This window comes from Cellulomonas sp. P5_C6, assembly GCF_054049635.1.
The window spans coordinates 1-22,904 of sequence record NZ_JBFULZ010000029.1 but is presented as its reverse complement, the minus strand read 5'-3'; the positions used below and the strand labels follow the sequence as shown (position 1 = coordinate 22,904).

General features: G+C 71.7%; 32 protein-coding genes. 29 read left to right on the top strand and 3 right to left on the bottom strand.

Annotated elements, in window-relative coordinates; translation table 11 throughout:
- The 20 genes from rplX (at position 1) to ACXJKG_RS05330 (ending at position 12,498) form a co-directional block, all read left to right on the top strand.
- Positions 1–342 carry a 50S ribosomal protein L24 gene (gene rplX / locus ACXJKG_RS05425; RefSeq protein ID WP_055912166.1) on the top strand — a complete coding sequence of 114 codons (342 nt, stop codon included), beginning with the start codon at positions 1–3 and terminating at the stop codon, positions 340–342.
- Positions 342–914 carry a 50S ribosomal protein L5 gene (gene rplE, locus ACXJKG_RS05420; RefSeq protein WP_456826469.1) on the top strand — a complete coding sequence of 191 codons (573 nt, stop codon included), beginning with the start codon at positions 342–344 and terminating at the stop codon, positions 912–914. The genes rplX and rplE overlap by 1 nt, the downstream gene beginning before the upstream one ends.
- Positions 915–916: 2 nt before the next feature.
- Entirely contained in the window at positions 917–1,102 is a 186-nt protein-coding gene (locus ACXJKG_RS05415; protein WP_028045055.1) for a type Z 30S ribosomal protein S14, read from the top strand.
- Positions 1,103–1,177: 75 nt separating this feature from the next.
- Entirely contained in the window at positions 1,178–1,576 is a 399-nt protein-coding gene (gene rpsH / locus ACXJKG_RS05410; RefSeq protein ID WP_208212220.1) for a 30S ribosomal protein S8, read from the top strand.
- A 24-nt stretch (positions 1,577–1,600) separates the two neighbouring features.
- Positions 1,601–2,140 (top strand): 50S ribosomal protein L6, encoded by a 540-nt coding sequence (rplF, locus tag ACXJKG_RS05405; RefSeq protein ID WP_456844734.1) that lies wholly within the window; start codon positions 1,601–1,603, stop codon positions 2,138–2,140.
- Positions 2,141–2,142: 2 nt separating this feature from the next.
- Entirely contained in the window at positions 2,143–2,514 is a 372-nt protein-coding gene (gene rplR / locus ACXJKG_RS05400) for a 50S ribosomal protein L18 (RefSeq protein WP_146927928.1), read from the top strand.
- 37 nt (positions 2,515–2,551) lie between these two features.
- Positions 2,552–3,223, top strand: coding sequence for a 30S ribosomal protein S5 (gene rpsE / locus ACXJKG_RS05395; RefSeq protein WP_456826467.1), 672 nt, complete (start codon positions 2,552–2,554; stop codon positions 3,221–3,223).
- On the top strand, positions 3,223–3,405 hold the full coding sequence (gene rpmD / locus ACXJKG_RS05390; RefSeq protein WP_028045050.1) for a 50S ribosomal protein L30: 183 nt from the start codon (positions 3,223–3,225) through the stop codon (positions 3,403–3,405). Before rpsE ends, rpmD begins: the two co-directional genes overlap by 1 nt.
- A gap of 2 nt (positions 3,406–3,407) precedes the next feature.
- Complete coding sequence (gene rplO / locus ACXJKG_RS05385) at positions 3,408–4,139, top strand: 50S ribosomal protein L15 (RefSeq protein WP_456844733.1); 732 nt, start codon at positions 3,408–3,410, stop codon at positions 4,137–4,139.
- Between the two features lie 161 nt (positions 4,140–4,300).
- Positions 4,301–5,596: a preprotein translocase subunit SecY gene (gene secY, locus ACXJKG_RS05380; RefSeq protein WP_456844732.1), complete on the top strand. Its 1,296-nt coding sequence runs from the start codon at positions 4,301–4,303 to the stop codon at positions 5,594–5,596.
- A complete protein-coding gene (locus ACXJKG_RS05375) occupies positions 5,593–6,174 on the top strand; it encodes an adenylate kinase (protein WP_456844731.1) in 582 nt (193 codons plus the stop codon). Before secY ends, ACXJKG_RS05375 begins: the two co-directional genes overlap by 4 nt.
- Positions 6,175–6,176: 2 nt before the next feature.
- Complete coding sequence (map, locus tag ACXJKG_RS05370; protein WP_456844730.1) at positions 6,177–7,019, top strand: type I methionyl aminopeptidase; 843 nt, start codon at positions 6,177–6,179, stop codon at positions 7,017–7,019.
- 248 nt (positions 7,020–7,267) lie between these two features.
- Positions 7,268–8,173 (top strand): LPXTG cell wall anchor domain-containing protein, encoded by a 906-nt coding sequence (locus ACXJKG_RS05365; protein WP_456844729.1) that lies wholly within the window; start codon positions 7,268–7,270, stop codon positions 8,171–8,173.
- Between the two features lie 274 nt (positions 8,174–8,447).
- Entirely contained in the window at positions 8,448–8,669 is a 222-nt protein-coding gene (gene infA / locus ACXJKG_RS05360) for a translation initiation factor IF-1 (protein ID WP_013770189.1), read from the top strand.
- A 58-nt stretch (positions 8,670–8,727) separates the two neighbouring features.
- Positions 8,728–8,841 carry a 50S ribosomal protein L36 gene (rpmJ, locus tag ACXJKG_RS05355; RefSeq protein ID WP_013117849.1) on the top strand — a complete coding sequence of 38 codons (114 nt, stop codon included), beginning with the start codon at positions 8,728–8,730 and terminating at the stop codon, positions 8,839–8,841.
- 185 nt (positions 8,842–9,026) lie between these two features.
- The gene (rpsM, locus tag ACXJKG_RS05350; protein ID WP_456826461.1) at positions 9,027–9,407 is read left to right on the top strand and encodes a 30S ribosomal protein S13; all 381 of its coding nucleotides are present in this window, start codon (positions 9,027–9,029) and stop codon (positions 9,405–9,407) included.
- Between the two features lie 60 nt (positions 9,408–9,467).
- Positions 9,468–9,869 carry a 30S ribosomal protein S11 gene (gene rpsK, locus ACXJKG_RS05345; protein ID WP_055912186.1) on the top strand — a complete coding sequence of 134 codons (402 nt, stop codon included), beginning with the start codon at positions 9,468–9,470 and terminating at the stop codon, positions 9,867–9,869.
- A 146-nt stretch (positions 9,870–10,015) separates the two neighbouring features.
- The gene (locus tag ACXJKG_RS05340) at positions 10,016–11,029 is read left to right on the top strand and encodes a DNA-directed RNA polymerase subunit alpha (protein WP_456844728.1); all 1,014 of its coding nucleotides are present in this window, start codon (positions 10,016–10,018) and stop codon (positions 11,027–11,029) included.
- A 74-nt stretch (positions 11,030–11,103) separates the two neighbouring features.
- Complete coding sequence (gene rplQ / locus ACXJKG_RS05335; RefSeq protein WP_456844727.1) at positions 11,104–11,649, top strand: 50S ribosomal protein L17; 546 nt, start codon at positions 11,104–11,106, stop codon at positions 11,647–11,649.
- A 117-nt stretch (positions 11,650–11,766) separates the two neighbouring features.
- Positions 11,767–12,498 carry an alpha/beta fold hydrolase gene (locus tag ACXJKG_RS05330; RefSeq protein ID WP_456844726.1) on the top strand — a complete coding sequence of 244 codons (732 nt, stop codon included), beginning with the start codon at positions 11,767–11,769 and terminating at the stop codon, positions 12,496–12,498.
- A gap of 18 nt (positions 12,499–12,516) precedes the next feature.
- Here ACXJKG_RS05330 and ACXJKG_RS05325 read toward each other — a convergent pair whose 3' ends face one another.
- The gene (locus tag ACXJKG_RS05325) at positions 12,517–13,284 is read right to left on the bottom strand and encodes an ROK family protein (RefSeq protein ID WP_456844725.1); all 768 of its coding nucleotides are present in this window, start codon (positions 13,282–13,284) and stop codon (positions 12,517–12,519) included.
- 74 nt (positions 13,285–13,358) lie between these two features.
- Between ACXJKG_RS05325 and truA the strand changes: the two genes are divergently transcribed.
- The gene (gene truA / locus ACXJKG_RS05320; RefSeq protein ID WP_456844724.1) at positions 13,359–14,264 is read left to right on the top strand and encodes a tRNA pseudouridine(38-40) synthase TruA; all 906 of its coding nucleotides are present in this window, start codon (positions 13,359–13,361) and stop codon (positions 14,262–14,264) included.
- A gap of 53 nt (positions 14,265–14,317) precedes the next feature.
- Here truA and ACXJKG_RS05315 read toward each other — a convergent pair whose 3' ends face one another.
- Positions 14,318–14,761: a DUF5709 domain-containing protein gene (locus ACXJKG_RS05315; protein ID WP_456844723.1), complete on the bottom strand. Its 444-nt coding sequence runs from the start codon at positions 14,759–14,761 to the stop codon at positions 14,318–14,320.
- 99 nt (positions 14,762–14,860) lie between these two features.
- Between ACXJKG_RS05315 and ACXJKG_RS05310 the strand changes: the two genes are divergently transcribed.
- Positions 14,861–16,543 (top strand): ABC-F family ATP-binding cassette domain-containing protein, encoded by a 1,683-nt coding sequence (locus ACXJKG_RS05310; RefSeq protein WP_456844722.1) that lies wholly within the window; start codon positions 14,861–14,863, stop codon positions 16,541–16,543.
- Here the strand turns inward: ACXJKG_RS05310 and ACXJKG_RS05305 are convergent.
- Entirely contained in the window at positions 16,540–17,136 is a 597-nt protein-coding gene (locus ACXJKG_RS05305; protein ID WP_456844721.1) for a LysE/ArgO family amino acid transporter, read from the bottom strand. The two genes, ACXJKG_RS05310 and ACXJKG_RS05305, sit on opposite strands and share 4 nt — an antisense overlap.
- 71 nt (positions 17,137–17,207) lie before the next feature.
- Here ACXJKG_RS05305 and ACXJKG_RS05300 point away from each other — a divergent pair, with 71 nt between their 5' ends.
- The 7 genes from ACXJKG_RS05300 to ACXJKG_RS05270 form a co-directional block, all read left to right on the top strand.
- Entirely contained in the window at positions 17,208–18,149 is a 942-nt protein-coding gene (locus ACXJKG_RS05300) for a LysR family transcriptional regulator ArgP (protein ID WP_456844720.1), read from the top strand.
- Positions 18,150–18,384: 235 nt separating this feature from the next.
- Positions 18,385–18,834: a 50S ribosomal protein L13 gene (gene rplM, locus ACXJKG_RS05295; RefSeq protein WP_370504642.1), complete on the top strand. Its 450-nt coding sequence runs from the start codon at positions 18,385–18,387 to the stop codon at positions 18,832–18,834.
- A gap of 38 nt (positions 18,835–18,872) precedes the next feature.
- Complete coding sequence (gene rpsI / locus ACXJKG_RS05290; protein ID WP_456844719.1) at positions 18,873–19,361, top strand: 30S ribosomal protein S9; 489 nt, start codon at positions 18,873–18,875, stop codon at positions 19,359–19,361.
- A gap of 124 nt (positions 19,362–19,485) precedes the next feature.
- Positions 19,486–20,835, top strand: a complete 1,350-nt coding sequence (gene glmM / locus ACXJKG_RS05285; RefSeq protein ID WP_456844718.1) for a phosphoglucosamine mutase — start codon at positions 19,486–19,488, stop codon at positions 20,833–20,835.
- Positions 20,835–21,500 carry a peptide deformylase gene (locus tag ACXJKG_RS05280; protein WP_456844717.1) on the top strand — a complete coding sequence of 222 codons (666 nt, stop codon included), beginning with the start codon at positions 20,835–20,837 and terminating at the stop codon, positions 21,498–21,500. The genes glmM and ACXJKG_RS05280 overlap by 1 nt, the downstream gene beginning before the upstream one ends.
- A gap of 158 nt (positions 21,501–21,658) precedes the next feature.
- Complete coding sequence (locus tag ACXJKG_RS05275; protein WP_456844716.1) at positions 21,659–22,357, top strand: DedA family protein; 699 nt, start codon at positions 21,659–21,661, stop codon at positions 22,355–22,357.
- A 138-nt stretch (positions 22,358–22,495) separates the two neighbouring features.
- Positions 22,496–22,904 (top strand): hypothetical protein (locus ACXJKG_RS05270; RefSeq protein ID WP_456844715.1); only part of this gene is annotated, 409 nt, incomplete at its 3' end.

Genomic DNA, 22,904 nt, shown 5'->3' with positions numbered 1-22,904 from the left:
ATGGCCAAGATCAAGAAGGGCGACCTCGTCGTCGTCATCTCCGGCCGCGACAAGGGACAGCAGGGCCGTGTGCTCGAGGTCCTCGTCGAGTCGCAGCGTCTCGTCGTCGAGGGTGTCCAGCGCGTCACCAAGCACGTCAAGGCCGGCCAGACCCAGCGCGGCACGCGCACCGGCGGCATCGAGACCATCGAGGCGCCCATCCACATCAGCAACGTGATGCTCGTGGACCCGGAGACCAAGAAGGGCACCCGGGTCGGCTACCGCACCGAGCAGGTCGAGCGCGACGGCCGTACCCGCACCGTTCGGGTCCGCGTCGCCAAGCGCTCCGGTAAGGACATCTGATGACCGAGACGACTCTCACGGCTCCGGCGCTCCCGCGCCTGAAGTCCAAGTACAACGACGAGATCCGCACCGCTCTGTTCGAGCAGTTCGGTCACGAGAACATCAACCAGGTCGCGCGCCTGGTGAAGGTCGTCGTGAACATGGGCGTCGGCGAGGCCGCCAAGGACTCCAAGCTCATCGAGGGCGCGATCCGCGACCTGACCCAGATCACGGGCCAGAAGCCGCAGGTCACCAAGGCTCGCAAGTCGATCGCCCAGTTCAAGCTGCGCGAGGGTATGCCCATCGGCGCCCACGTCACGCTGCGTGGCGACCGTGCCTGGGAGTTCCTGGACCGCCTGCTCTCCACGGCGCTGCCGCGCATCCGTGACTTCCGTGGCCTCTCGCCGCAGCAGTTCGACGGTCACGGCAACTACACCTTCGGCCTCGTGGAGCAGTCCGTGTTCCACGAGATCGACCAGGACAAGATCGACCGGGTCCGCGGGATGGACATCACGGTCGTCACGACGGCCGACACCGACGACGAGGGTCGCGCTTTCCTCAAGCTCCTCGGCTTCCCGTTCAAGGAGATCTGACCATGGCGAAGACTGCCCTCAAGAACAAGGCTGCTGCCAAGCCGAAGTTCGCGGTGCGTGGCTACACGCGCTGCCAGCGTTGCGGCCGGCCCCACTCGGTGTACCGCAAGTTCGGCCTGTGCCGGATCTGCGTGCGCGAGATGGCCCACCGTGGCGAGCTCCCCGGCGTCACCAAGAGCAGCTGGTAACCCAAGCAACACGAACGTCGGTAGGTCCAGCCCCCACAAGGGCGGGATACCCCGGCGAGGAAGGGCTCAAGCCCCATGACCATGACCGACCCCATCGCAGACCTGCTCACGCGGCTGCGTAACGCGAACTCGGCTCACCACGACACCGTGCTGATCCCGTTCTCGAAGCTGAAGTCGCACATCGCGGAGATCCTCCAGGCGGAGGGCTACATCGCGGGCTGGAAGGTTGAGGACGCCGTCGTCGGCAAGAACCTCATCATCGAGCTCAAGTACGGCCCCAACCGCGAGCGTGCGCTCGCCGGCGTCAAGCGCGTGTCCAAGCCGGGCCTGCGCGTGTACGCCAAGTCGACCAACCTGCCCAAGGTGCTCGGCGGCCTCGGCGTGGCGATCCTGTCCACGTCCTCCGGTCTCCTCACCGACAAGCAGGCCGCCAAGAAGGGCGTGGGTGGGGAAGTCCTCGCCTACGTCTGGTAAGTCCGAGACGGAAAGGAGCTAGCCATGTCCCGAATCGGCAGAGTCCCCGTCCCGGTCCCCACCGGCGTGGATGTCGACATCAACGGTGCCGTCGTGACGGTCAAGGGCCCCAAGGGCACCCTGACGCACACGGTCGCCGCCCCCATCGAGGTTGCGCGCGACGAGGCAGGTGCCCTCGTGGTCACCCGCCCCGACGACGAGCGCGCCTCGCGTTCGCTGCACGGCCTCACCCGCACGCTCCTGGCGAACCTCGTCATCGGTGTGACGGACGGCTACGTCAAGAAGCTCGAGATCGTCGGTACCGGTTACCGCGTGACGGCGAAGGGCGAGGACCTCGAGTTCGCGCTCGGCTTCAGCCACCCCGTCACGGTGAACCCGCCGGCAGGCATCACGTTCGTCGTCGAGGCACCCACGCGCTTCTCGGTGCAGGGCATCGACAAGCAGCAGGTCGGCGAGGTCGCCGCGAACATCCGCAAGATCCGCAAGCCCGAGCCGTACAAGGGCAAGGGCGTCCGGTACGCGGGCGAGAACGTGCGCCGCAAGGTCGGAAAGGCCGGTAAGTAACCATGGCTCTCAAGATCCTCGGCAAGGGCAAGCGTGTTGCCCGCCAGCGTCGTCACCTGCGCCTTCGCAAGAAGGTTGCCGGCTCGGCCGCGCGTCCCCGTCTCGTCGTGACCCGGTCCGCCCGGCACATCACGGCGCAGGTCGTGGACGACGGCATCGGCCAGACCCTCGTGTCCGCGTCGACCCTCGAGGCCGACCTGCGTGGCTCGAACGACGACAAGACTGCCAAGGCCCGCAAGGTCGGCGAGCTCATCGCCGAGCGTGCGAAGGCTGCCGGCCTGGACGCCGTGGTCTTCGACCGCGGCGGCAACAAGTACCACGGCCGTGTCGCCGCGGTGGCTGACGGCGCCCGCGAGGGTGGGCTGAAGCTGTGACGACCACGACCTTCCAGACGAAGAAGAGGACAATCTGATGGCTGCTCCTCAGCGCAGCAACACCGGCGCGCCTGCGGGCGGCGCCGGGGCCGGCGGCGGCGGTGACCGTCGCGACGGCGGTCGTGGCCGTGACGGCGGTGGCGGTCGCGGACGCGACGCCGCAGAGAAGAGCGCGTTCCTCGAGCGCGTCGTGACGATCAACCGCGTGGCCAAGGTCGTCAAGGGCGGCCGCCGCTTCAGCTTCACCGCGCTCGTCGTGGTCGGCGACGGCGACGGCACCGTGGGTGTCGGCTACGGGAAGGCCAAGGAGGTGCCCGCGGCGATCGCCAAGGGCGTCGAGGAGGCCAAGAAGAACTTCTTCAAGGTCCCGCGCATCCAGGGCACGATCCCGCACCCCATCCAGGGCGAGGCCGCTGCCGGTGTCGTCTTCCTGCGTCCGGCCTCGCCGGGTACCGGCGTGATCGCCGGTGGCCCGGTGCGCGCCGTGCTCGAGTGCGCCGGCATCCACGACGTCCTGAGCAAGTCGCTCGGCTCGTCGAACGCGATCAACATCGTGCACGCCACGGTCGCGGCCCTCAAGGGTCTCGAGCGTCCCGAGGCCGTGGCCGCGCGCCGCGGGCTCCCGGTCGAGCACGTCGTCCCGGCCGCCCTCCTCCGTGCCCAGGCCGCCGGCCTGGCCGCAGCGGCGGGCTCGAAGGCAGGTGCGTGATGGCTCGACTCAAGGTGACCCAGACGCGTTCTGGCATCGGCGGTAAGCAGAACCAGCGCGACACCCTGCGCACCCTGGGCCTCAAGCGGATCGGCGACGTCGTCGTCAAGGAGGACCGTCCTGAGATCCGCGGCATGGTCAAGACGGTGACGCACCTTGTCGCGGTCGAAGAGGTGGAGTGACCATGGCTGACGAGAACGAGAAGGGCACCGACGAGGTGACGGCCCCCAAGAAGGCCGCCGCCAAGAAGGCTCCCGCGAAGAAGGCCGCCGACACGGAGTCCGCTCCGAAGGCGACCAAGGCGAAGGCTGCGTCGGCGAAGGCCGACAAGGCTGAGGCGACGACCGAGGCTGCACCGAAGGCGAAGGCCCCCAAGGCCGAGCCGAAGGCCGCGCCCAAGGCTGCTGCGCCGAAGAAGACGGTCTCCGCCGCGGCGGCGAAGGCGGCCGAGGCCGCTGCGCAGCCCGGCAACGGCGGCACGCTCAAGGTGCACCACCTCCGTCCGGCCCCGGGCGCCAAGACCGCCAAGACCCGCGTGGGTCGTGGCGAGGCGTCCAAGGGCAAGACGGCCGGTCGTGGCACCAAGGGCACCAAGGCCCGCTACCAGGTGCCGACGCGCTTCGAGGGTGGGCAGATGCCTCTGCACATGCGCCTCCCGAAGCTGCGCGGCTTCAAGAACCCGTTCCGCGTCGAGTACCAGGTGGTCAACCTGGACAAGCTCTCGGCGCTGTACCCGAACGGTGGCGACGTGACGGTCGCCGACCTCGTGGCGAAGGGCGCGGTCCGCAAGGGCCAGCCCGTCAAGGTGCTCGGCACCGGCGAGCTCACGGTCAAGGTCTCCGTCGCGGTCGACGCCTACTCGGCGTCCGCGAAGGACGCGATCGTGGCTGCCGGCGGAAGCGTCGCGCAGGACTGATCGAAGGTCGGGACCGGTGGGGTCAGAGTTCCCCACCGGTCCCGTTCCCATATGTTCTTCAGCATCAGTTAGGGTGCCCCGGTGCTTGCGACGTAACGCAGGCGGCACGGCCGGAATGACCCGGTCGTACGAGACGCGGCTCCGGCCGCTCAGGAGGACAGGTGCTCAGCGCATTCGTGCGGGCGTTCCGAACGCCCGACCTGCGGCGCAAGCTGCTCTTCACCATCGGGATCATGGTGATCTTCCGCATCGGCTCTTTCCTGCCGACGCCGGGGGTGTCCTACCCGAACGTGCAGACGTGTATCGAGCAGTCGCAGGGGAATGACCTGCTCGGGCTCGTGAACCTGTTCAGCGGCGGCGCACTGCTCAAGCTGTCGGTGTTCTCGCTCGGGATCATGCCGTACATCACGGCGAGCATCATCATCCAGCTGCTCCGTGTGGTCATCCCTCGTTTCGAGGAACTGCACAAGGAGGGCCAGTCCGGCACCGCGAAGCTCACGCAGTACACGCGGTACCTGACGATCGCCCTCGCGGTCCTCCAGTCGACGACGATCATCACGGTCGCGCGCAGCGGTCAGCTGTTCAGCGGCTGCACCGTCGACGTCATCCCGAACGACACCTGGTCGACCCTCCTTATCATGGTCATCACCATGACGGCGGGCACCGGCCTGATCATGTGGCTCGGCGAGCTCATCACCGAGCGCGGCGTCGGCAACGGCATGTCGCTCCTCATCTTCACGTCGATCGCCGCGAGCTTCCCGACCGCCCTGTGGTCGATCGCCGGTGGCGACAACGGCGTCACCAAGTTCGTCATCGTCCTGGCGGTCATCGTCCTGGTCGTCGCGCTGGTCGTGTTCGTCGAGCAGTCGCAGCGACGGGTCCCCGTGCAGTACGCCAAGCGGATGGTCGGTCGCCGCATGTACGGCGGGTCGAGCACCTACATCCCGATCAAGATCAACATGGCCGGCGTCATCCCGATCATCTTCGCGTCGTCGCTGCTCGCCGTCCCGGGGCTCCTGGCCCAGTTCGGTGACCCGGCCGCCGGGTGGGTGCAGTGGGTCAGCCGGTACCTGGCCTCGCCCAGCGCGCCGCTGCACCTGCTGCTGTACGTCGCCATGATCATCTTCTTCTGCTACTTCTACACGGCGATCACGTTCAACCCGGACGAGGTCGCGGACAACATGAAGAAGTACGGCGGCTTCATCCCGGGCATCCGCGCCGGGCGTCCGACGGCCGAGTACCTCGACTACGTGATCTCCCGCATCACGGCGCCGGGCTCGCTGTACCTGGCGTTCGTCGCGCTCATCCCGACCGTCGCGTTCATCCTGCTCGGCGTCGGCACGAACATCCCGTTCGGTGGCTCGTCGATCCTCATCGTGGTCGGCGTCGGCCTCGAGACGGTCAAGCAGATCGAGTCGCAGCTGCAGCAGCGGCACTACGAGGGGTTCCTGCGATGAGCGCCCGTCTCGTGCTGCTCGGTCCTCCCGGGGCCGGCAAGGGGACCCAGGCCGCCCGGCTGGCCGAGCGGCTCGGCGTGCCGGCCATCTCGACCGGCGACATCTTCCGCGCCAACATCAAGGGCGGCACGCCGCTCGGCAAGACGGTGCAGGAGTACACGTCGCGCGGTGCGCTGGTGCCGGACTCCGTCACCAACGACATGGTGCGCGACCGCCTCGCCCAGGACGACGTCGTCGAGGGGTTCCTGCTCGACGGGTACCCCCGCAACGTCGCCCAGGTCGCCGAGCTCGACGCGATCCTCGCGGACGCCGGGCTGACGATCGACCTCGCGGTCGAGATCACCGCGGACCCCGAGGTCGTCGTGGCCCGTCTGCTCAAGCGCGCCGAGATCGAGGGCCGCGAGGACGACACCGAGGACGTGGTCCGTCACCGCCTCGACGTCTACGCGCAGGAGACCGCGCCGATCTCGCACGTGTACGCGGACCGCGGCCTGCTCGCGCAGGTGGACGGCATCGGCGGCGTCGACGAGGTCACCGACCGCCTCGTCGCGGCGATCGGCGCCCTGAGCGCCGGCTGACCGTGTTCGGTCGCGAGCGGATCGAGTACAAGACGCCCGAGCAGGTGCTGCTCATGCGGCGTGCGGGCCTCGTCGTCGCCGACGCCCTGGCGGCCGTGCGCGCGCGGACGGTCGTCGGGGTCAGCACGGCCGAGCTGGACGACGTCGCCGCAGCGGTCATCGCCGAGGCCGGCGCGCTGCCGTCGTTCCTCGGGTACGAGGGGTACCCCGCGCGGATCTGCGTCTCCGTGAACGACGAGGTCGTGCACGGCATCCCCGGCCCGCGCGTGCTCGAGCCCGGCGACGTGGTGTCGATCGACTGCGGCGCGATCGTCGACGGCTGGCACGGCGACTCCGCGATCACCGTCGTCCTCGACGGCGCGGACCCCCAGGACGTGGAGCTCGCCTCGACGACGGAGCGCGCCATGTGGGCCGGGATCGCCGCCCTCGCCGGCGCCGAGCGGCTCGGAGCCGTGGGCGAGGCGGTCGAGGACGTCGTGGACGCCGCGGAGGCTGCCGGGCTCAACGGCGGCGTGCGGTACGGCCTGGTCGAGGACTACGTGGGGCACGGCATCGGCACCGCGATGCACCAGCCTCCCGACGTGCCGAACTTCCGGCGACGCGACCGCGGGCCGCGGGTCCGCCCGGGTCTGTGCGTGGCCGTCGAGCCGATGGTGGTCCGCGGGGAGCGGTCCACCCAGGTGCTCGAGGACGACTGGACCGTCGTGACGGACGACGGCTCCCGGGCGTCCCACTGGGAGCACACGGTGGCGATCCTCGAGGACGGCATCTGGGTGCTCACCGCCGTCGACGGCGGTGCCGCGAAGCTCGCGGAGCTCGGCGTGACTGTCTCGCCGCTCGCCTGACCCTGCGCAGTTACTCACCAGTACGTCCATCCAGGTGAACCTGCGTCCAGTTGTCCACAAATCGGCCCTGAACTGCCGAAACGGACACGCGATGACCGGTTTGTCGGATACGGTCCTGCCCGGCGGTGAACGATCCGCCACGGGCGCCCCGGGGCCCGCGCGGGACGATCCGCGCGGTGGAGGGCGGGTGCCCACCTCCGGCAGGCACGTGGTCAGCGCGCGCCTGCACCCGACGTGATGGGTGGCTCATGCAGCGCAGTGTTCGTCCCTCCCCGTTCTCCTCCCTCGGCCGCCGCCCCGCGCGGCTGGTGGGTGCCGCCGGCCTCGCGGCCGTGCTCCTCGCGCTCGGCGCGGGCCCGGCGCACGCGCACGACGGCCGCGGCGGCTCGCACCGTCTGCAGCCGGACCGGTCGACCACCGGCGCGTACGTGTACCTCAAGAAGGACCCGGCCGCGCCGGCGTCGTGGGAGAACTCGACCCAGCAGTACCTGGTGGCGACGTGGCCCGGAGCCTCGTACCGGGACCTGAGCCTCGACGAGATCCGCGCGGCGCTCCCCGCGAGCCCGACGCTCTGCGGCGCCGGCTGGGCCGTCCAGGAGGACCAGGCGCACGGCGACGCGACGGTGTTCACCGGGAACCCGGCGCCGTCCTACCCCCAGGACTACATCGGCTGGGGCCCGATCTTCGACGCGCGGCACTGGGAGCTGGCCGACATGGTGACCGTGCCGGCGTGCGGCGCGGTGGCCCCGACCGCCCCGGCGACGCCGACCGCCAAGCCGACGCCGAAGCCGACCGTCACGCCCACGCCGTCGGCGTCCGTGCCGTGCCCGCCGACGGCGACGCCGACCCCGACGGCGACATCGACTCCCGCCCCGACGGTCTCCGCGGTCCCGGTCCCGGTCCCGGCGCCCAGCGTGACGCCCACCGCCGAGGTCGGCGCGGCCCCCGACCCGAGCCCGGTGCCGACCGTCGAGGTGGAGTCGACGCCGACCCCCAGCGAGTCGTTCTACTCCCAGGTGCTCGCCGCGGGGGAGGAGCCTCAGGCCGCGCTGGCGTCGACCGGCTCGTCCGCGGGTCCCGCGCTGTTGGCGGGGGCGATCCTGGTGCTGGCCGGGGCCGCGCTCGTCCTGCTGCGCCGGCGCCGCGCGAGCTGACGTCGGGGCCGGTCGGCACCGTGAACGGCGTCCCCGGTGCCGACCGGGTCCCCGGGCGGGCCTCGTGGTGCGGCGGTGTGGCACACGGCACTCGGTCCGAGGCCGGGGCGGTTTCGTCCCTTGGCCCCGATGGCGTAAGATCGTCCGTTGGGTGTGCGCCCGGTTCTCGTGGCGCGCTGTTCCCACGCAGTCCCCACCACGCTGATGTCGCCCTCTCCTGGGCGGGGTCGGCCGATGTGGGCTGATCCAACAGGACCGACAGTTAGCGGAGGATATGGCGAAGAAGGACGGTGTCATCGAGATCGAGGGCAGCGTCGTGGAGGCTCTGCCGAACGCGATGTTCCGCGTGGAGCTCACCAACGGCCACAAGGTGCTCGCCCACATCTCGGGCAAGATGCGACAGCACTACATCCGGATCCTCCCCGAGGACCGGGTCGTTGTTGAGTTGAGCCCGTACGACCTGTCCCGTGGCCGGATCGTCTACCGCTACAAGTAACAGCCACTCGAACACGCCGTCAGCCCATGAGGGCGCAACGGCGGCGGAGGAACACGCGATGAAGGTCAAGCCCAGCGTCAAGAAGATCTGCGACAAGTGCAAGGTGATCCGCCGGCACGGTCGCGTCCAGGTGATCTGCGAGAACCTGCGCCACAAGCAGCGCCAGGGCTGATGCCCTGACGCCGGTCCGCTCGGACCAGCAGCTCGACCAGCACCATCGGTCCCCCCGGGGACCAGCAAGCGCACAGCCACTCCGGCGATCACTCGCCGGTGCACCCTCGGTCGGAGGCCGAGGCCCGCAGCACGCGGGAGGGCAGTGCGGCAGACCTCCGATGCAGTTCAGGAGCCACCAGGCACATGGCACGTCTTATCGGCGTCGACCTCCCCCGCGAGAAGCGGCTCGAGATCGCGCTCACCTACATCTACGGGGTCGGCCGCACCCGCGCCCAGGCAACTCTGGCCGCGACCGGCATCAGCCCGGACATCCGCGTGAAGGACCTCGGCGACGCCGAGCTCGTCGCGCTCCGTGACTACCTCGAGGGCAGCTACAAGCTCGAGGGTGACCTTCGCCGTGAGGTCGCTGCGGACATCCGCCGCAAGGTCGAGATCGGCTGCTACGAGGGCCTGCGTCACCGCCGTGGCCTTCCGGTGCGCGGACAGCGCACCAAGACCAACGCGCGTACCCGCAAGGGCCCCAAGCGCACCGTGGCCGGCAAGAAGAAGGCCGGGCGCAAGTAGCCCTCCGCCCCGGGCGCCGCGCGCCAGGGCAAGCCGATCAGACCTCGAGAGAAGAAGAGAATGCCTCCCAAGACCCGTTCCGCCGTGCGCAAGCCGCGCCGCAAGGAGAAGAAGAACGTCTCCCACGGCCAGGCGCACATCAAGAGCACGTTCAACAACACGATCATCTCCATCACCGACCCGACCGGCGCCGTCATCGCGTCGGCCTCGTCGGGCCAGGTGGGCTTCAAGGGCTCGCGCAAGTCGACCCCCTTCGCGGCGCAGCTCGCCGCCGAGGCGGCCGCTCGTCGCGCCCAGGAGCACGGCATGAAGAAGGTCGACGTCTTCGTCAAGGGCCCCGGCTCCGGCCGTGAGACCGCGATCCGCTCGCTCCAGGCGACCGGCCTCGAGGTCGGCTCGATCCAGGACGTGACGCCCCAGGCGCACAACGGCTGCCGTCCGCCGAAGCGCCGCCGCGTCTGACCGTCGGTTCCACCGGGTCGGTGCGTCGTCGCGAGGCGCGCACCGACCCGGACAGACTTGACGCCGACCAGGTGGACCGAGACCAGGCCGGCCAGTAGTACTGCGCAGCGTCATATGGCGGACGCCCGCTGAGAGGAAACAACACCGTGCTGATTGCACAGCGCCCCACCCTGACCGAAGAGGTCATCTCGGAGAACCGGTCGCGGTTCTCCATCGAGCCGCTGGAGCCGGGCTTCGGCTACACGCTCGGCAACTCGCTCCGCCGGACGCTGCTGTCCTCCATCCCCGGTGCCGCCGTCACGTCCATCCGGATCGACGGCGTGCTGCACGAGTTCTCCACCGTGCCGGGCGTCAAGGAGGACGTCACCGAGATCATCCTCAACATCAAGCAGCTGGTCGTCTCCTCGGAGAACGACGAGCCCGTCGTGATGTACCTGCGCAAGCAGGGTGCGGGTGAGGTCAGCGCCGCGGACATCGTGCCGCCCGCCGGCGTCGAGGTCCACAACCCCGACCTGCACCTGGCCACGCTGAACGACAAGGGCAAGCTCGAGATCGAGCTGACCGTCGAGCGAGGCCGCGGGTACGTGTCGGCGAACCAGAACAAGTCGTTCGACGCCGAGATCGGCCGCATCCCGGTCGACTCGATCTACTCGCCCGTCCTCAAGGTGACCTACAAGGTCGAGGCGACGCGTGTCGAGCAGCGCACGGACTTCGACAAGCTGGTCGTCGACGTCGAGACCAAGTCGGCGATCGGCCCGCGCGACGCGCTGGCCTCCGCCGGCAAGACGCTGGTCGAGCTCTTCGGGCTCGCCCGTGAGCTCAACGTCGAGGCCGAGGGCATCGAGATCGGCCCGTCGCCGACCGACGCTGCGCTCGCCGCGGACCTCGCTCTGCCGATCGAGGACCTGCAGCTCACGATCCGCTCCTACAACTGCCTCAAGCGTGAGGGCATCCACTCCGTGGGTGAGCTCGTCGCACGCTCCGAGGCCGACCTCCTGGACATCCGCAACTTCGGTGCGAAGTCCATCACGGAGGTCAAGGAGAAGCTTGCCGAGCTGGGCCTGACGCTCAAGGACAGCCCGCTCGACTTCGACCCGTCCGCCGCCGGCGCCTACTACGGCGACGACGAGGGCGACTTCGTCGAGGACGAGCAGTACTGACGCCGGGGAAGTAGACGGGCCGCTGCACAGCGGCCCGTCCGCAGCCCATCACTGGAACTCAAGGAGTAAAAACCATGCCTACGCCCACCAAGGGTCCCCGGCTCGGTGGCGGACCGGCGCACGAGCGGCTGATCCTCGCGAACCTCGCGACGGCGCTGTTCGAGCACAAGCGGATCACGACGACCGAGACCAAGGCCAAGCGCCTGCGTCCGCTCGCCGAGCGCCTCATCACGTTCGCCAAGCGCGGTGACCTGCACGCCCGCCGCCGCGTGATGACCGTCGTCAAGGACAAGTCCGTCGTGCACGTGCTGTTCACCGAGATCGCTCCGGCCGTCGCCGACCGTCAGGGTGGCTACACGCGCATCACCAAGATCGGCCCCCGCAAGGGCGACAACGCCCCGATGGCCGTCATCGAGCTCGTGCTCGAGCCGCTCTCCCCGAAGCAGGCCGTCGTGAAGGAGGCCACCAAGGCCGCCGCGAAGGCCGCGCCGAAGGCGAAGAAGGCCGACAAGGTCGAGGACAAGCCCGTCGAGGACGCTCCCGTCGAGGAGACCGTCGTCGAGGACGCGCCCGTCGAGGACGCCCCTGTCGAGACCGAGGGCGACGCCGACAAGGCGTGACCTGACAGCTGCACCGCGAAGGCCCGGGACCGGATGGTCCCGGGCCTTCTTGCGTCTCCAGCCGGGTCGTACCGGCTGCTGCGGCGCGGCGATCGTGCCGCACCTAGAGTCGGACGCATGGCCTTGCCCGTCGTGCTCGTGCACGGGCTGCGGACGTCCCGCACGATGTGGCGGGCGCAGCTCGAGGCGCTGGAGCGCGTGGGGCGGCGCGCGGTCGCCGTGGACCTGCCGGGGCACGGCACCCGGGTCGGGGAGCCGTTCACGCTGGACGCGGCGGTGGACACGGTCGCCGAGGCGATCGACGGGGTCGGCGGGGAGGCGTTCGTCGTCGGGCTGTCGCTCGGCGGGTACGTCGGGATCCGGCACGCGGCGAGGTGGCCGGGGCAGGTCGCCGGGCTGCTCGCTGCGTCGTGCTCAACCCAGCCGCACAGGCTCCTCCTCGGCGGCTGGTCCGTCGGCGCCCACGGGATCGCCCGGCTGCCGGACCGGGGCGCGCGACTGAACCAGTTCTTCGTCGACCTCGCCCTGCCGCCCGAGGGCGCGCGCGACGTCGGGGCCGGCGGGTTCGCGCTGGACGCCACCCATCAGGTCCTGCGGGAGATGACGGTCGCGACCCCGCTGGCGGACCTCGCGCGGATCGAGGCGCCGGTGTGGCTGGTCAACGGTGCGTTCGACCACTTCCGCGGCGAGGAGCGACACTTCCTGGCCGCGTGCCGTGACGGGCGGCTGGTCGTCGTGCCCCGAGCCACCCACCTGGTCAGCCTGGTGCAGCCGGCGCGGTTCTCCCGGGTGATGCTGGAGGCGCTCGACGAGGTCGACGCCCGGTCGGCGGTGCCGCAGCCACGCTGACGGGCACGGAGCGGGCCGTCAGACCCCCAGCGACCACGCGCGGACGCCGCCGACGATGCCCGCCTGGTTGGGGACCACGACGACGTCGTCGCCGAGCCGTGCCAGCGTCGCCGGGGTGACCTGCCGGGCGTTCCCGCCGCCGAGGTAGAGCCGGTCCCAGAGGAACACGGGCCGGAAGCCCTCGACCACGCGCCGCACGCGTCGGGACCACAGCCCGTCGCCGAGCCGGGCGCGCTCGACCTGCCCGATGTAGGCGTCGTAGGTCGTCCCCCAGCGGACGGGTGCCTGGGACAGCTCGAGGTGCGGCGCGAGCACCCCGCCGTCGAACAGGGCGGTGCCGAGCCCGGTGCCGAGGGTGAGCACCAGCTCGATGCCGGTCCCCGAGATCACGCCGGCGCCGTGCACCTCGGCGTCGTTGAGCACGAGGGTCGGCAGGCCCAGCCTCGCCTCGACGGCGGCCCGGATGTCGCACCCGGACCAGGCGGCGAGCAGCTCGGGGTCGATCGCAGAGCGTGGACCGGAGCGGGTGACGTAGTGGGGGGTCGCGACGACGACGCCGTGCCGGAGCATCCCGGGCATGCCGACCGTGGCGCGCTGGGCCGGGGGCAGGCCCGCGGCGATGTCGGCGATGGTCGCGACGAGGCGCTCGGGCGGGAGCGGGTACGGCGTCGGCACCCGGACCGCGGGGGCGTGCAGGGTGCCGGCCGCGTCGAGCACGGACGCCTTGATGCCGCCCCCGCCGCAGTCGACGGCGAGCGTGAACGGGTCGGAGCCGGTGCTGGGCACGGGCCCACGCTAGCGAGCGGCACGGGGGACGGCGTGCGGAACGGGCGCGCCGGAGCCGACTACGGTGTGAACCCGTGAGCGAGAGCGTGGAGGAGCCCGCGGTCCGGCTGCGGCTCGACCTGGCGTACGACGGCACCGACTTCGCCGGCTGGGCCCTCCAGCCGGGCCTCAGGACCGTCCAGGGGGTGCTGGAGGGGGCGCTGGGCACGGTGCTGCGGACCGTCGGGCCGCCGAGGGTCACGGTGGCGGGTCGCACCGACTCGGGCGTGCACGCACGGGGCCAGGTGGCCCACGTGGACGTCCCAGCGCGGTTGCTGGCGGCGTCGCGCGGCCGGACCGAGCGCCCGGTCGAGGAGGCCCTGCTCGGACGGCTCGGGGGCCTGCTGCCGACCGACCTGGTGCTGCACGCGGTCACGCGCGCGCCCGACGGGTTCGACGCGCGGTTCTCGGCTCTGCGCCGGCGGTACACGTACCGCATCTGCGACGACGCGGCCCGCCGCGACCCGCTCTCGCGCGCGCACGTCCTGTGGCACCGCCGCGAGCTCGACGTGGACGCGATGGCCGCCGCCGCCCGCCCGTTGGTCGGCCGCCACGACTTCGCCTCGTACTGCAAGCCGCGCGAGGGTGCCACGACGATCCGGACGCTCGAGGCGTTCGCGTGGTCGAGGCCCCCTGACGGCCCGGACGCGGGTCTGGTGGTCGCGACCGTCCAGGCGGACGCGTTCTGCCACTCGATGGTGCGCTCGCTGGTGGGCGCGAGCCTGGCCGTCGGGGAGGGCCGGGCCGGATCGGGCTGGCCGGCGGAGCTGCTGGCGCGGCGTCGTCGCGACACCGGGGTGCACGTCGTGGCCGCGCGCGGGCTCACCCTGGAGGAGGTGGGCTACCCGTCGGACGACCAGCTGGCCGCCCGGGCGGCGCAGACGCGCGCACGCAGGGCGGCCGAGGACCTGCTGCACGCGGGCGGCGGCTGCTGCGGCTGACGCTCGGTCCTCGAGCGGTTGTCGGCCGGACCGACCTTCCGCTGCGCTCCAGGTCAGTCCTCGTCGACGTCGTCGCGGTAGCGGCGGTCGTCGACGTACTCCTCCTCGATGAGGTGCACGGCGGCCTCCTCGGCGCTCGCGGCGCCCCCCGAGATCCCGGCGTCGATGGCGAATCCGTCGGTCCCGCCCGCCTCGACGGCGTCGTCGTCCTCGATCAGCCGACCGGCGCGGAACTCCTCGCGCTCGGGCCGCGGCCGGGCCTCCCAGACCTCGGGCTCCTCCTGGCCGATCCGCTGGTCGATCGTCTCGCGGTGCGCCTCTTCCCACGCCGTCTCGCCGTAGTGGTTCGAGCGGGGCCGGGTGGGCACCGTGTAGCCCTCGTCGAGCAGGTCCTCGACGCCGCGGTCGAGCAGCGTGTCCGCGCTGGACAGCTGGTCGGTGTCGCCCTCGCTGTCGAGCTCGGGGTCGGGGCTGGTGCCGGTGGTGTCGTCCGTCATGCCTCCGACCTTCGCACCGAGCGAGCGCCGACGCCAGGGGTGGGCGGCCCCACACGCAATGCGATGGGCCACACGTGTGGCACCAGGGAGGATGGGGGCATGGGTCATCTCGACATCGGCGGCATCGGGTACGTGCTCTCGGACGGGCGACCCCTCCTCGACGACATCACGTTCCGCGTCGGCGACGGCGCCCGCGTCGCGCTCGTCGGCCCCAACGGCGCCGGCAAGACCACGCTGCTGCGGATCGTGGCCGGCGACGAGCAGCCGCACTCCGGCTCGGTCGGCCGCAGCGGCGGGCTCGGGATCATGCGGCAGGACATCGGGCGGATCAACGACGACCGATCGATCCGGGACCTGCTGGCGTCGCTGGCCTCGCCGGCCGTGCGGGACGCCGCCGTGGAGCTCGCGGCGGCCGAGCTCGCGATCATGGAGGTCGACGACGAGCCCGCTCAGATGCGGTACGCGCAGGCGCTCGTCGACTGGGCCGACGTGGGGGGCTACGAGGCCGAGGCGGGCTGGGACCGGGTCACCGACGCCGTCCTGTCCATCCCGTTCGAGCAGGCTCAGCACCGCGAGGTGCGCACGCTGTCCGGCGGCGAGCAGAAGCGGCTGGTGCTCGAGGCGCTGCTGCGCGGGCCGGACGAGGTCCTGCTGCTGGACGAGCCCGACAACGCCCTCGACGTGCCGACCAAGCGCTGGCTCGAGGACAAGCTGCGGGCGTCGAACAAGACCGTCCTCTTCGTCAGCCACGACCGCGAGATGCTCGCCCGGGTGGCGACGCAGGTGGCGACGCTGGAGCCGGGCGTCATGGGCGCGGCGGTGTGGGTGCACGGCGGCGGGTTCGCGACGTACCACCAGGCGCGTGAGGACCGGCGCTCGCGGCTGGAGGAGCTGCTGCGGCGCTGGGACGAGGAGCACGCGAAGCTCAAGGAGCTGGTGCTCACGCTCAAGACGAAGGCGGCGTTCAACGACGGCCTCGCGTCGCGCTACTCGGCGGCACAGACCCGTCTGCGCAAGTTCGAGGAGGCCGGTCCGCCGACCCTGCTGGCGCGCGAGCAGAACGTCCGCGTCCGGCTGCGCGGCGGCCGCACGGCCAAGCGGGCTGTCGTCGCGACGGGCCTGGAGCTCACGGGGCTGATGAAGCCGTTCGACCTCGAGGTCTGGTTCGGCGAGCGCGTCGCGGTGCTCGGCTCGAACGGCTCGGGCAAGTCGCACTTCCTGCGGCTGCTGGCTGCCGGCGGGAGCGACCCCGGTCCGGAGCACCTGCCCGCAGACGACCTGCCCGTCGCGCCCGTGAAGCACACCGGCAGGGTCGTGCTCGGCCCGCGCGTGCGGCCGGGCTGGTTCGCGCAGAACCACGGGCACCCCGAGCTGGTCGGGCGGACTCTGCTCGAGATCCTGCACCGGGGGGAGGGCCACCGCGCCGGGCTCGGTCGCGAGCAGGCCAGCAAGGCGCTGGACCGGTACGAGCTGGTCGCCGCCGCGGAGCAGCGGTACGAGACGCTCTCGGGCGGTCAGCAGGCGCGCCTGCAGATCCTCCTGCTCGAGCTCGGCGGAGCGACCCTGCTGCTGCTGGACGAGCCGACCGACAACCTGGACCTGCACTCGGCCGAGGCGCTGGAGACGGGCCTCGCCGCGTTCGAGGGGACGGTCCTCGCGGTGACGCACGACCGCTGGTTCACGCGGACCTTCGACCGGTTCCTCGTGTTCGGCGCGGACGGCGAGGTGGTGGAGACGCCCGAGCCCGTGTGGGACGCCGCCCGCGTCGACCGGGCCCGCTAGAGCACCAGCGCCACGGCGAGCGTCGCCATCACCACGGCGATGACCAGGTCGAGGACCTGCCAGGCGCGCGGCCTGGCGAACACGGGCCGCAGGTAGGCCGCGCCGAAGCCCAGCGCGGTGAACCACGTGATGCTCGCGGCGACCGCGCCCGCGCCGAACACCCATGCCCCGGGGTCGTGCTGGTGGGCCAGCGAGCCCAGCAGCACGACCGTGTCCAGGTAGACGTGCGGGTTGAGGAACGTCAGGGCCAGGCAGGTGGACAGGACGGCGCCGAGCGCCGCCGGCCCCTCGGTCGCGGGGTCGAGCCGGGACGGGTGCCGCGCGCGCAGCGCCGCCCCGACGGCGAGCACCAGCAGGAACGCTGCGCCGGCGTACTTGGTGACCGTCAGGACCGCGGGGTGCGACGTGACGAGCGCGCCCAGGCCCGCGATGCCCGCGGCGACGAGCAGCGCGTCCGCCGCGGCGCAGATGGCGACGACCGGAAGCACGTGCTCGCGCCGGATCCCCTGCCGCAGCACGAAGGCGTTCTGCGCGCCGATGGCGACGATCAGCGACAGGGCGGTGAGAAAGCCCGAGAGGGCGACGGCAGGCACGGGGACGACCGTAGGCGGACCGCATCCTGAAGACCAGTTCATGCTTCTGATGAACCATTAGGATCCTTCATGTGGCGTTCGACGCGGACCAGCTGAGCGCCCTCGCCGCCGTGGTGCACGAGGGCAGCTTCGACGCGGCCGCCCAGCGCCTGCACGTGACGCCGTCGGCCGTGAGCCAGCGGATCAAGGCGCTCGAGCAGCAGGTCGGGCGGGTGCTGGTGCTGCGCACGCGCCCGTGCCGGCCGACCGAGGACGGCGAGGTCCTGGTCCGGCTGGCCGGCCAGGTGGAGCTGCTCGGGCGGGACGCGCTGGGACAGCTGGTCCCCGCGCCCGGGGGCGCGCGGAACGCCCGCGCGGCGGGTGCGACGAGGCGGCTGCCCGTCGCCGTGAACGACGACTCGATGTCCACGTGGTTCCCCGCGGCGGTGGCCGACCTGCCTGCGGACGTGCTGCTCGACCTGCGGCGGGAGGACCAGGATCTGTCCGCTGACCTGCTGCGGGACGGCACCGTGATGGCGGCGGTGACGGCCGACCCGCGCGCCGTGCAGGGGTGCCGGGTCCGTCGGCTCGGTGCCATGCGCTACCTGGCCGTGGCGGCTCCCGCCCAGCGGGACCGCTGGTTCGCCGACGGGCTCGGAGCCGAGGCGTTCGCTGCCGCGCCCCTGCTCGCGTTCAACCGCGAGGACGGCCTGCAGGAACGGTTCGTCGCCTCGGTCGTCGGCCGCCGGACCGTGACGCCCCTGGTCCACTTCGTGCCGTCGCAGGCGGCGTTCGTCGGCCTGGTCGAGGCGGGGCTCGGGTGGGGGATGGTGCCCGAGGCGGCCGCCGCGGAGCGCATCGCCGCGGGGGCGCTGGTCGAGGTCCGGGCCGGGAAGCACCTCGACGTGCCGCTCTACTGGCAGCACTGGGCGCTGCGTACGCCCACGCTCGACGACCTCACCGAGCGGGTCGTGCGTGCGGCGTCGGCGGCCCTGCGGCCGGTCGCCCGGCACGGGCCGCCCGGATCCGCCTGACCCCGGAGTTCCGCGTTTTGACCCCTCGGCAAGGCGGCGGCTACTCTGGTGAGTCGTTGTGCGTCCCCGTTCCGGCGGCTGCTAGTGCCCTCTCAGCACTCAGCACCGAGCCAGAACGGCAGGGCTGGTGCGTTCCCGCTCGCCGCCCGGAAGCCGACGAAAGCATTCATCGGCGGACCCGCACCCTGCGAGGTCTGCCGCGACAAGATTCGCAACGAAACGAAGGCTGACGACCGTGCGTACGTACACCCCGAAGCCCGGCGACGTCGAGCGGAACTGGTACGTCATCGACGCGACCGATGTCGTCCTGGGCCGCTTGGCCACTCATGTGGCCACGTTGCTGCGCGGCAAGCACAAGGCGACCTTTGCTCCCCACGTCGACGGCGGTGACTTCGTCATCGTCATCAACGCGGAGAAGATCGCTCTGACCGGCAACAAGCGCGAGAACAAGCTCGCGTACCGTCACTCGGGTTACCCGGGTGGCCTGCGCGCCGTGGCCTACTCCGATCTTCTGGAGAAGCACCCCGAGCGCGCGATCGAGAAGGCAGTGCGCGGCATGCTCCCCAAGAGCTCGCTCGCGCGCCAGCAGCTCACCAAGCTCAAGGTCTACGCCGGTGCCGAGCACCCGCACGCGGCGCAGCAGCCGAAGCCCTTCGAGATCACCCAGGTCTCTCAGCAGGCGTGAGCCGGCTGAGCGCAGAGAACAAGGACGCGAGGACACCAGTGGCAGAGACCACGGTCGACATCGACCTCGAGGGCGATGACACCCCCACCAGCTACACCTCCGAGACGGTTGCCCCCACCGGGCGCGGTCTGAGCAACGTGGCCCCGGCCAACGCGCTCGGTCGCCGCAAGGAGGCCATCGCGCGCGTGCGCCTGGTCCCCGGCACCGGACAGTGGAAGGTCAACGGGCGCACGCTCGAGGACTACTTCCCCAACAAGGTGCACCAGCAGCTCGTCAACTCCCCGTTCAAGCTGGTCGACGTCGAGGGTCGCTTCGACGTCGTCGCCCGCATCACCGGTGGTGGCGTGAGCGGCCAGGCCGGCGCTCTGCGCCTGGGCATCGCCCGTGCGCTGAACGCGATCGACGAGGAGCACAACCGCCCGGCCCTGAAGAAGGCCGGCTTCCTGACCCGCGACGCCCGCGTCGTGGAGCGCAAGAAGGCCGGTCTCAAGAAGGCCCGCAAGGCTCCGCAGTACTCGAAGCGCTGATCTTCGCGCCTCGGCCCGATGGCCCCGCCGGTCTCACGACCAGCGGGGCCATCGGCATGTCTGCGACCATCAGCAAGGACGTGCGAGGGCTCTGCGGGGCGCCTCAGGACGAAGGAGTCTGACCATGGGCCGACTGTTCGGGACCGACGGCGTGCGTGGGCTCGCCAACCGGGACGTGACCGCCGAGCTGGCGCTCGACCTCTCCGTCGCGGCTGCGCACGTGCTGGGCTCGCTCGGCCAGTTCGAGGGGCACCGTCCGCGCGCGATCGTCGGCCGTGACTCGCGGGCGTCGGGGGAGTTCCTCGCGGCCGCCGTGTCCGCCGGGCTCGCGTCGGCGGGCGTCGACGTCAACAACGTCGGCGTGCTGCCCACGCCCGCGGTCGCCTTCCTGACCGCCGAGCTCGGCGTCGACATCGGCGTCGTCCTCTCCGCGTCGCACAACCCGATGCCGGACAACGGCATCAAGTTCCTGGCCCGGGGTGGCCACAAGCTCGACGACGAGCTCGAGGCGGCCATCGAGGCGCGCATGGGCGAGCACTGGGAGCGACCGCTCGGCGGGGCCGTCGGCCGCATCCGCGTCGACACCGGCCGCGCCGGCGAGCAGTACATCGAGCACCTGATCAGCACCATCGACGTCCCGCTGACCGGCCTGCGCATCGCGGTCGACTGCGCGAACGGCGCGGCCAGCGAGGTCGGACCGGCCGCACTGCGGGCCGCGGGAGCCGACGTCGTCGTCATCAACGCCTCGCCCGACGGGCGCAACATCAACGAGAAGTGCGGGTCGACGCACCCCGAGCAGCTGCAGGCCGCGGTCGTCGCCTCGGAGGCGGACCTCGGCGTCGCGTTCGACGGGGACGCGGACCGCTGCCTCGCCGTCGACGCGACCGGTGCCCTGGTGGACGGCGACCAGATCATGGGCGTGCTCGCCATCGCGATGCGCGAGCGGGGCGACCTGGTCGACGACACCCTGGTCACCACCGTGATGAGCAACCTCGGCCTGAAGATCGCCATGACGGAGGCCGGGATCGCGACGATCGACACGGCCGTGGGGGACCGGTACGTGCTCGAGGCGATGCGCGCCGGGGGCTACTCGCTGGGCGGCGAGCAGTCGGGCCACATCATCATGGCCGCGCACGCGACCACGGGCGACGGGGTCCTGACGGCCCTGCAGCTCGCGGCGCGCGTGGCGGCGACGGGCACGTCGATCGCCACCCTGGCCGGCGTGGTCAAGCGGCTGCCGCAGACGCTGCTCAACGTGCCCGGCGTGGACCGGCTCCGGACCGGCACCGACGGGCCCCTGCTCGACGCCGTCCGCGTCGCCGAGGCCGCGCTGGGCGACACCGGTCGCGTGCTGCTGCGGCCGTCCGGCACCGAGGACCTGGTCCGCGTCATGGTCGAGGCGGGCACGCAGACCGAGGCGGACCGTGTGGCCAAGCAGCTGGCCGACGTCGTCTCCGAGCGGTTGGCCCTCTAGTGCCGTCGGGGCCGCAGTGGGACCAGGCGCTGCGCGACGTCGCGCTGTGGATCATCGAGGCCGGGACGCGGTCGCCCGAGGGCGTCGCGCCCATCGTCCAGGCCGGGCACCCGGCGCTGCGCGCGGTGGCGACGCCGTACGAGGCGCAGCTCTCGGACGAGGAGCTGGCCGCGCTGCTCGAGGTGATGCACCGGACCATGCGTGCCGCGCCCGGCGTGGGGCTCGCCGCGCCGCAGCTCGGACTCCCGGTGGCGCTCGCCGTGCTCGAGGATCCCGGCTCGGTGTCCGAGGACCACGCCGACGTGCGGGAGCGTGAGCCGCTGCCGTTCCGGGTGCTGGTCAACCCGACGTACACGGCGGTGGACGCGGAGCGCGTCTCGTTCTACGAGGGCTGCCTGAGCGTCGTCGGCTACCAGGCGGTGGTGGCACGCGCGCGGCGGGTGCACCTGGTGGCGCAGGACGAGCACGGCGCCCCGGTCGACGAGGTGGTCGGCGGCTGGGCCGCCCGGATCGTCCAGCACGAGACGGACCACCTCGGCGGCACGCTGTACCTCGATCGGGCGGAGCTGCGCTCGCTGGCGGCCTCCGACGAGTTCGGCGCCCGGTGGGCGGCGGAGCCCAGCCCGACCGCAGCGGCCAGGGCCCTGGGCTTCTCGCTCGGCTGAGCCAGGGGACCGGGGTCCGACCCTGGGATGATTCGGGGCTGCCCCAGGGATGAACCGGGGGTCACCCCTATGTCGCCGTGTGGGCACCGCGACTTACCTTGGGACACGACACCGGGCCGAACGACGGCCGGTGCAGGACGAGAACAGGAGGACGACCCGTGGTGGAGCACTGGGCGCTCGCCCTCGCAGGTTCCCCGTGGATCTTCGTCGTCCTCTACGTCTTCGCCACCGTCGACGGCTTCTTCCCGCCGATCCCCAGCGAGTCGGTCGTCATCGCCCTCTCGGCCCTCGCGATGTCGACGGGCGCACCCAATCTCGCGCTGATCGTCCTCGTGGCCGCCGCAGGCGCGTGGACCGGCGACCAGATCGCCTACCAGATCGGCACCAAGGTGAAGGTGCGCCAGCTGCGGCTGCTCAGGTCCGCGCGGGGTCAGGCCGCCATCGACTGGGCCGAGAACGCGCTCGCGAACCGTGGTGCCGCGTTCATCATCGCCGCGCGCTACATCCCGATCGGCCGCGTGGCCGTGAACATGACCGCGGGCGCCGTCCACTACAGCCGCCGGCGCTTCATGGGACTGACGGCGATCGCGGCGATCACCTGGGGCTGCTACTCGACGCTCATCGGCGTCGGCGCCGGTGCCTGGCTCGGCTCGCACACGATCGCGGCCGTCGCGGTCGGCGTCGTGGGCGGCCTCGCGATCGGCGTGTGCGTCGACTGGATCCTGCGCCACCTCACGCGTCGACGCACCGAGCAGCCGCCCGCGCAGCCGCTGCGGCTGGCCGACGGGACGGACGCCCCCCGCCCCGAGACGGTCCCTCCGGTCACAGGACGCTCACGATCCGACCCCGCTGCCTAACGATCCGGTCTCACCCGGTCATTTCCCCCATGACTGTGCTTACTCTCTGATTGCGCCGACGTCGCGGTCGGCGCTCCCGTGCTCGTCCACACCCCCGGGGGTGTCCGTCGGCATGGGCGGATGCGACAGGGGGGCGAGATGGGCACGCGTGCGCGGTGGGCCGCCGGCCTCGTGCTGCCCGTCGCCCTGCTGGTCAGTCTCGCGGCCTGCAGCACCCCCGAGCCCGCGCAGGACGCGGCGCCCACCGCCGTCCTCGCCGCGACCGCCGACTGCCTCTCGCAGCAGGTGCTCGCGGACCTGGACCTGGTCTCGGCCGACGAGTCACAGTCGCCCGGCACCCCGCACGCCGACGCCCCCGAGGCCGGGCGCGTGCCCGACGACTTCCTGCCCGTCAGCGTCGTGGTGTGCACGCCCGGCGGCACGCTGCACGACTCGTCCGGCACGTGGGTCGCGCTGACCGCCAGCCGGCGTGAGGGCGACCTCGAACCGCTGGTCGCCGCGCTGCGCCGGCCGTCGGCGCAGCGGGGTGGCACGTGCAGCAGCGCGT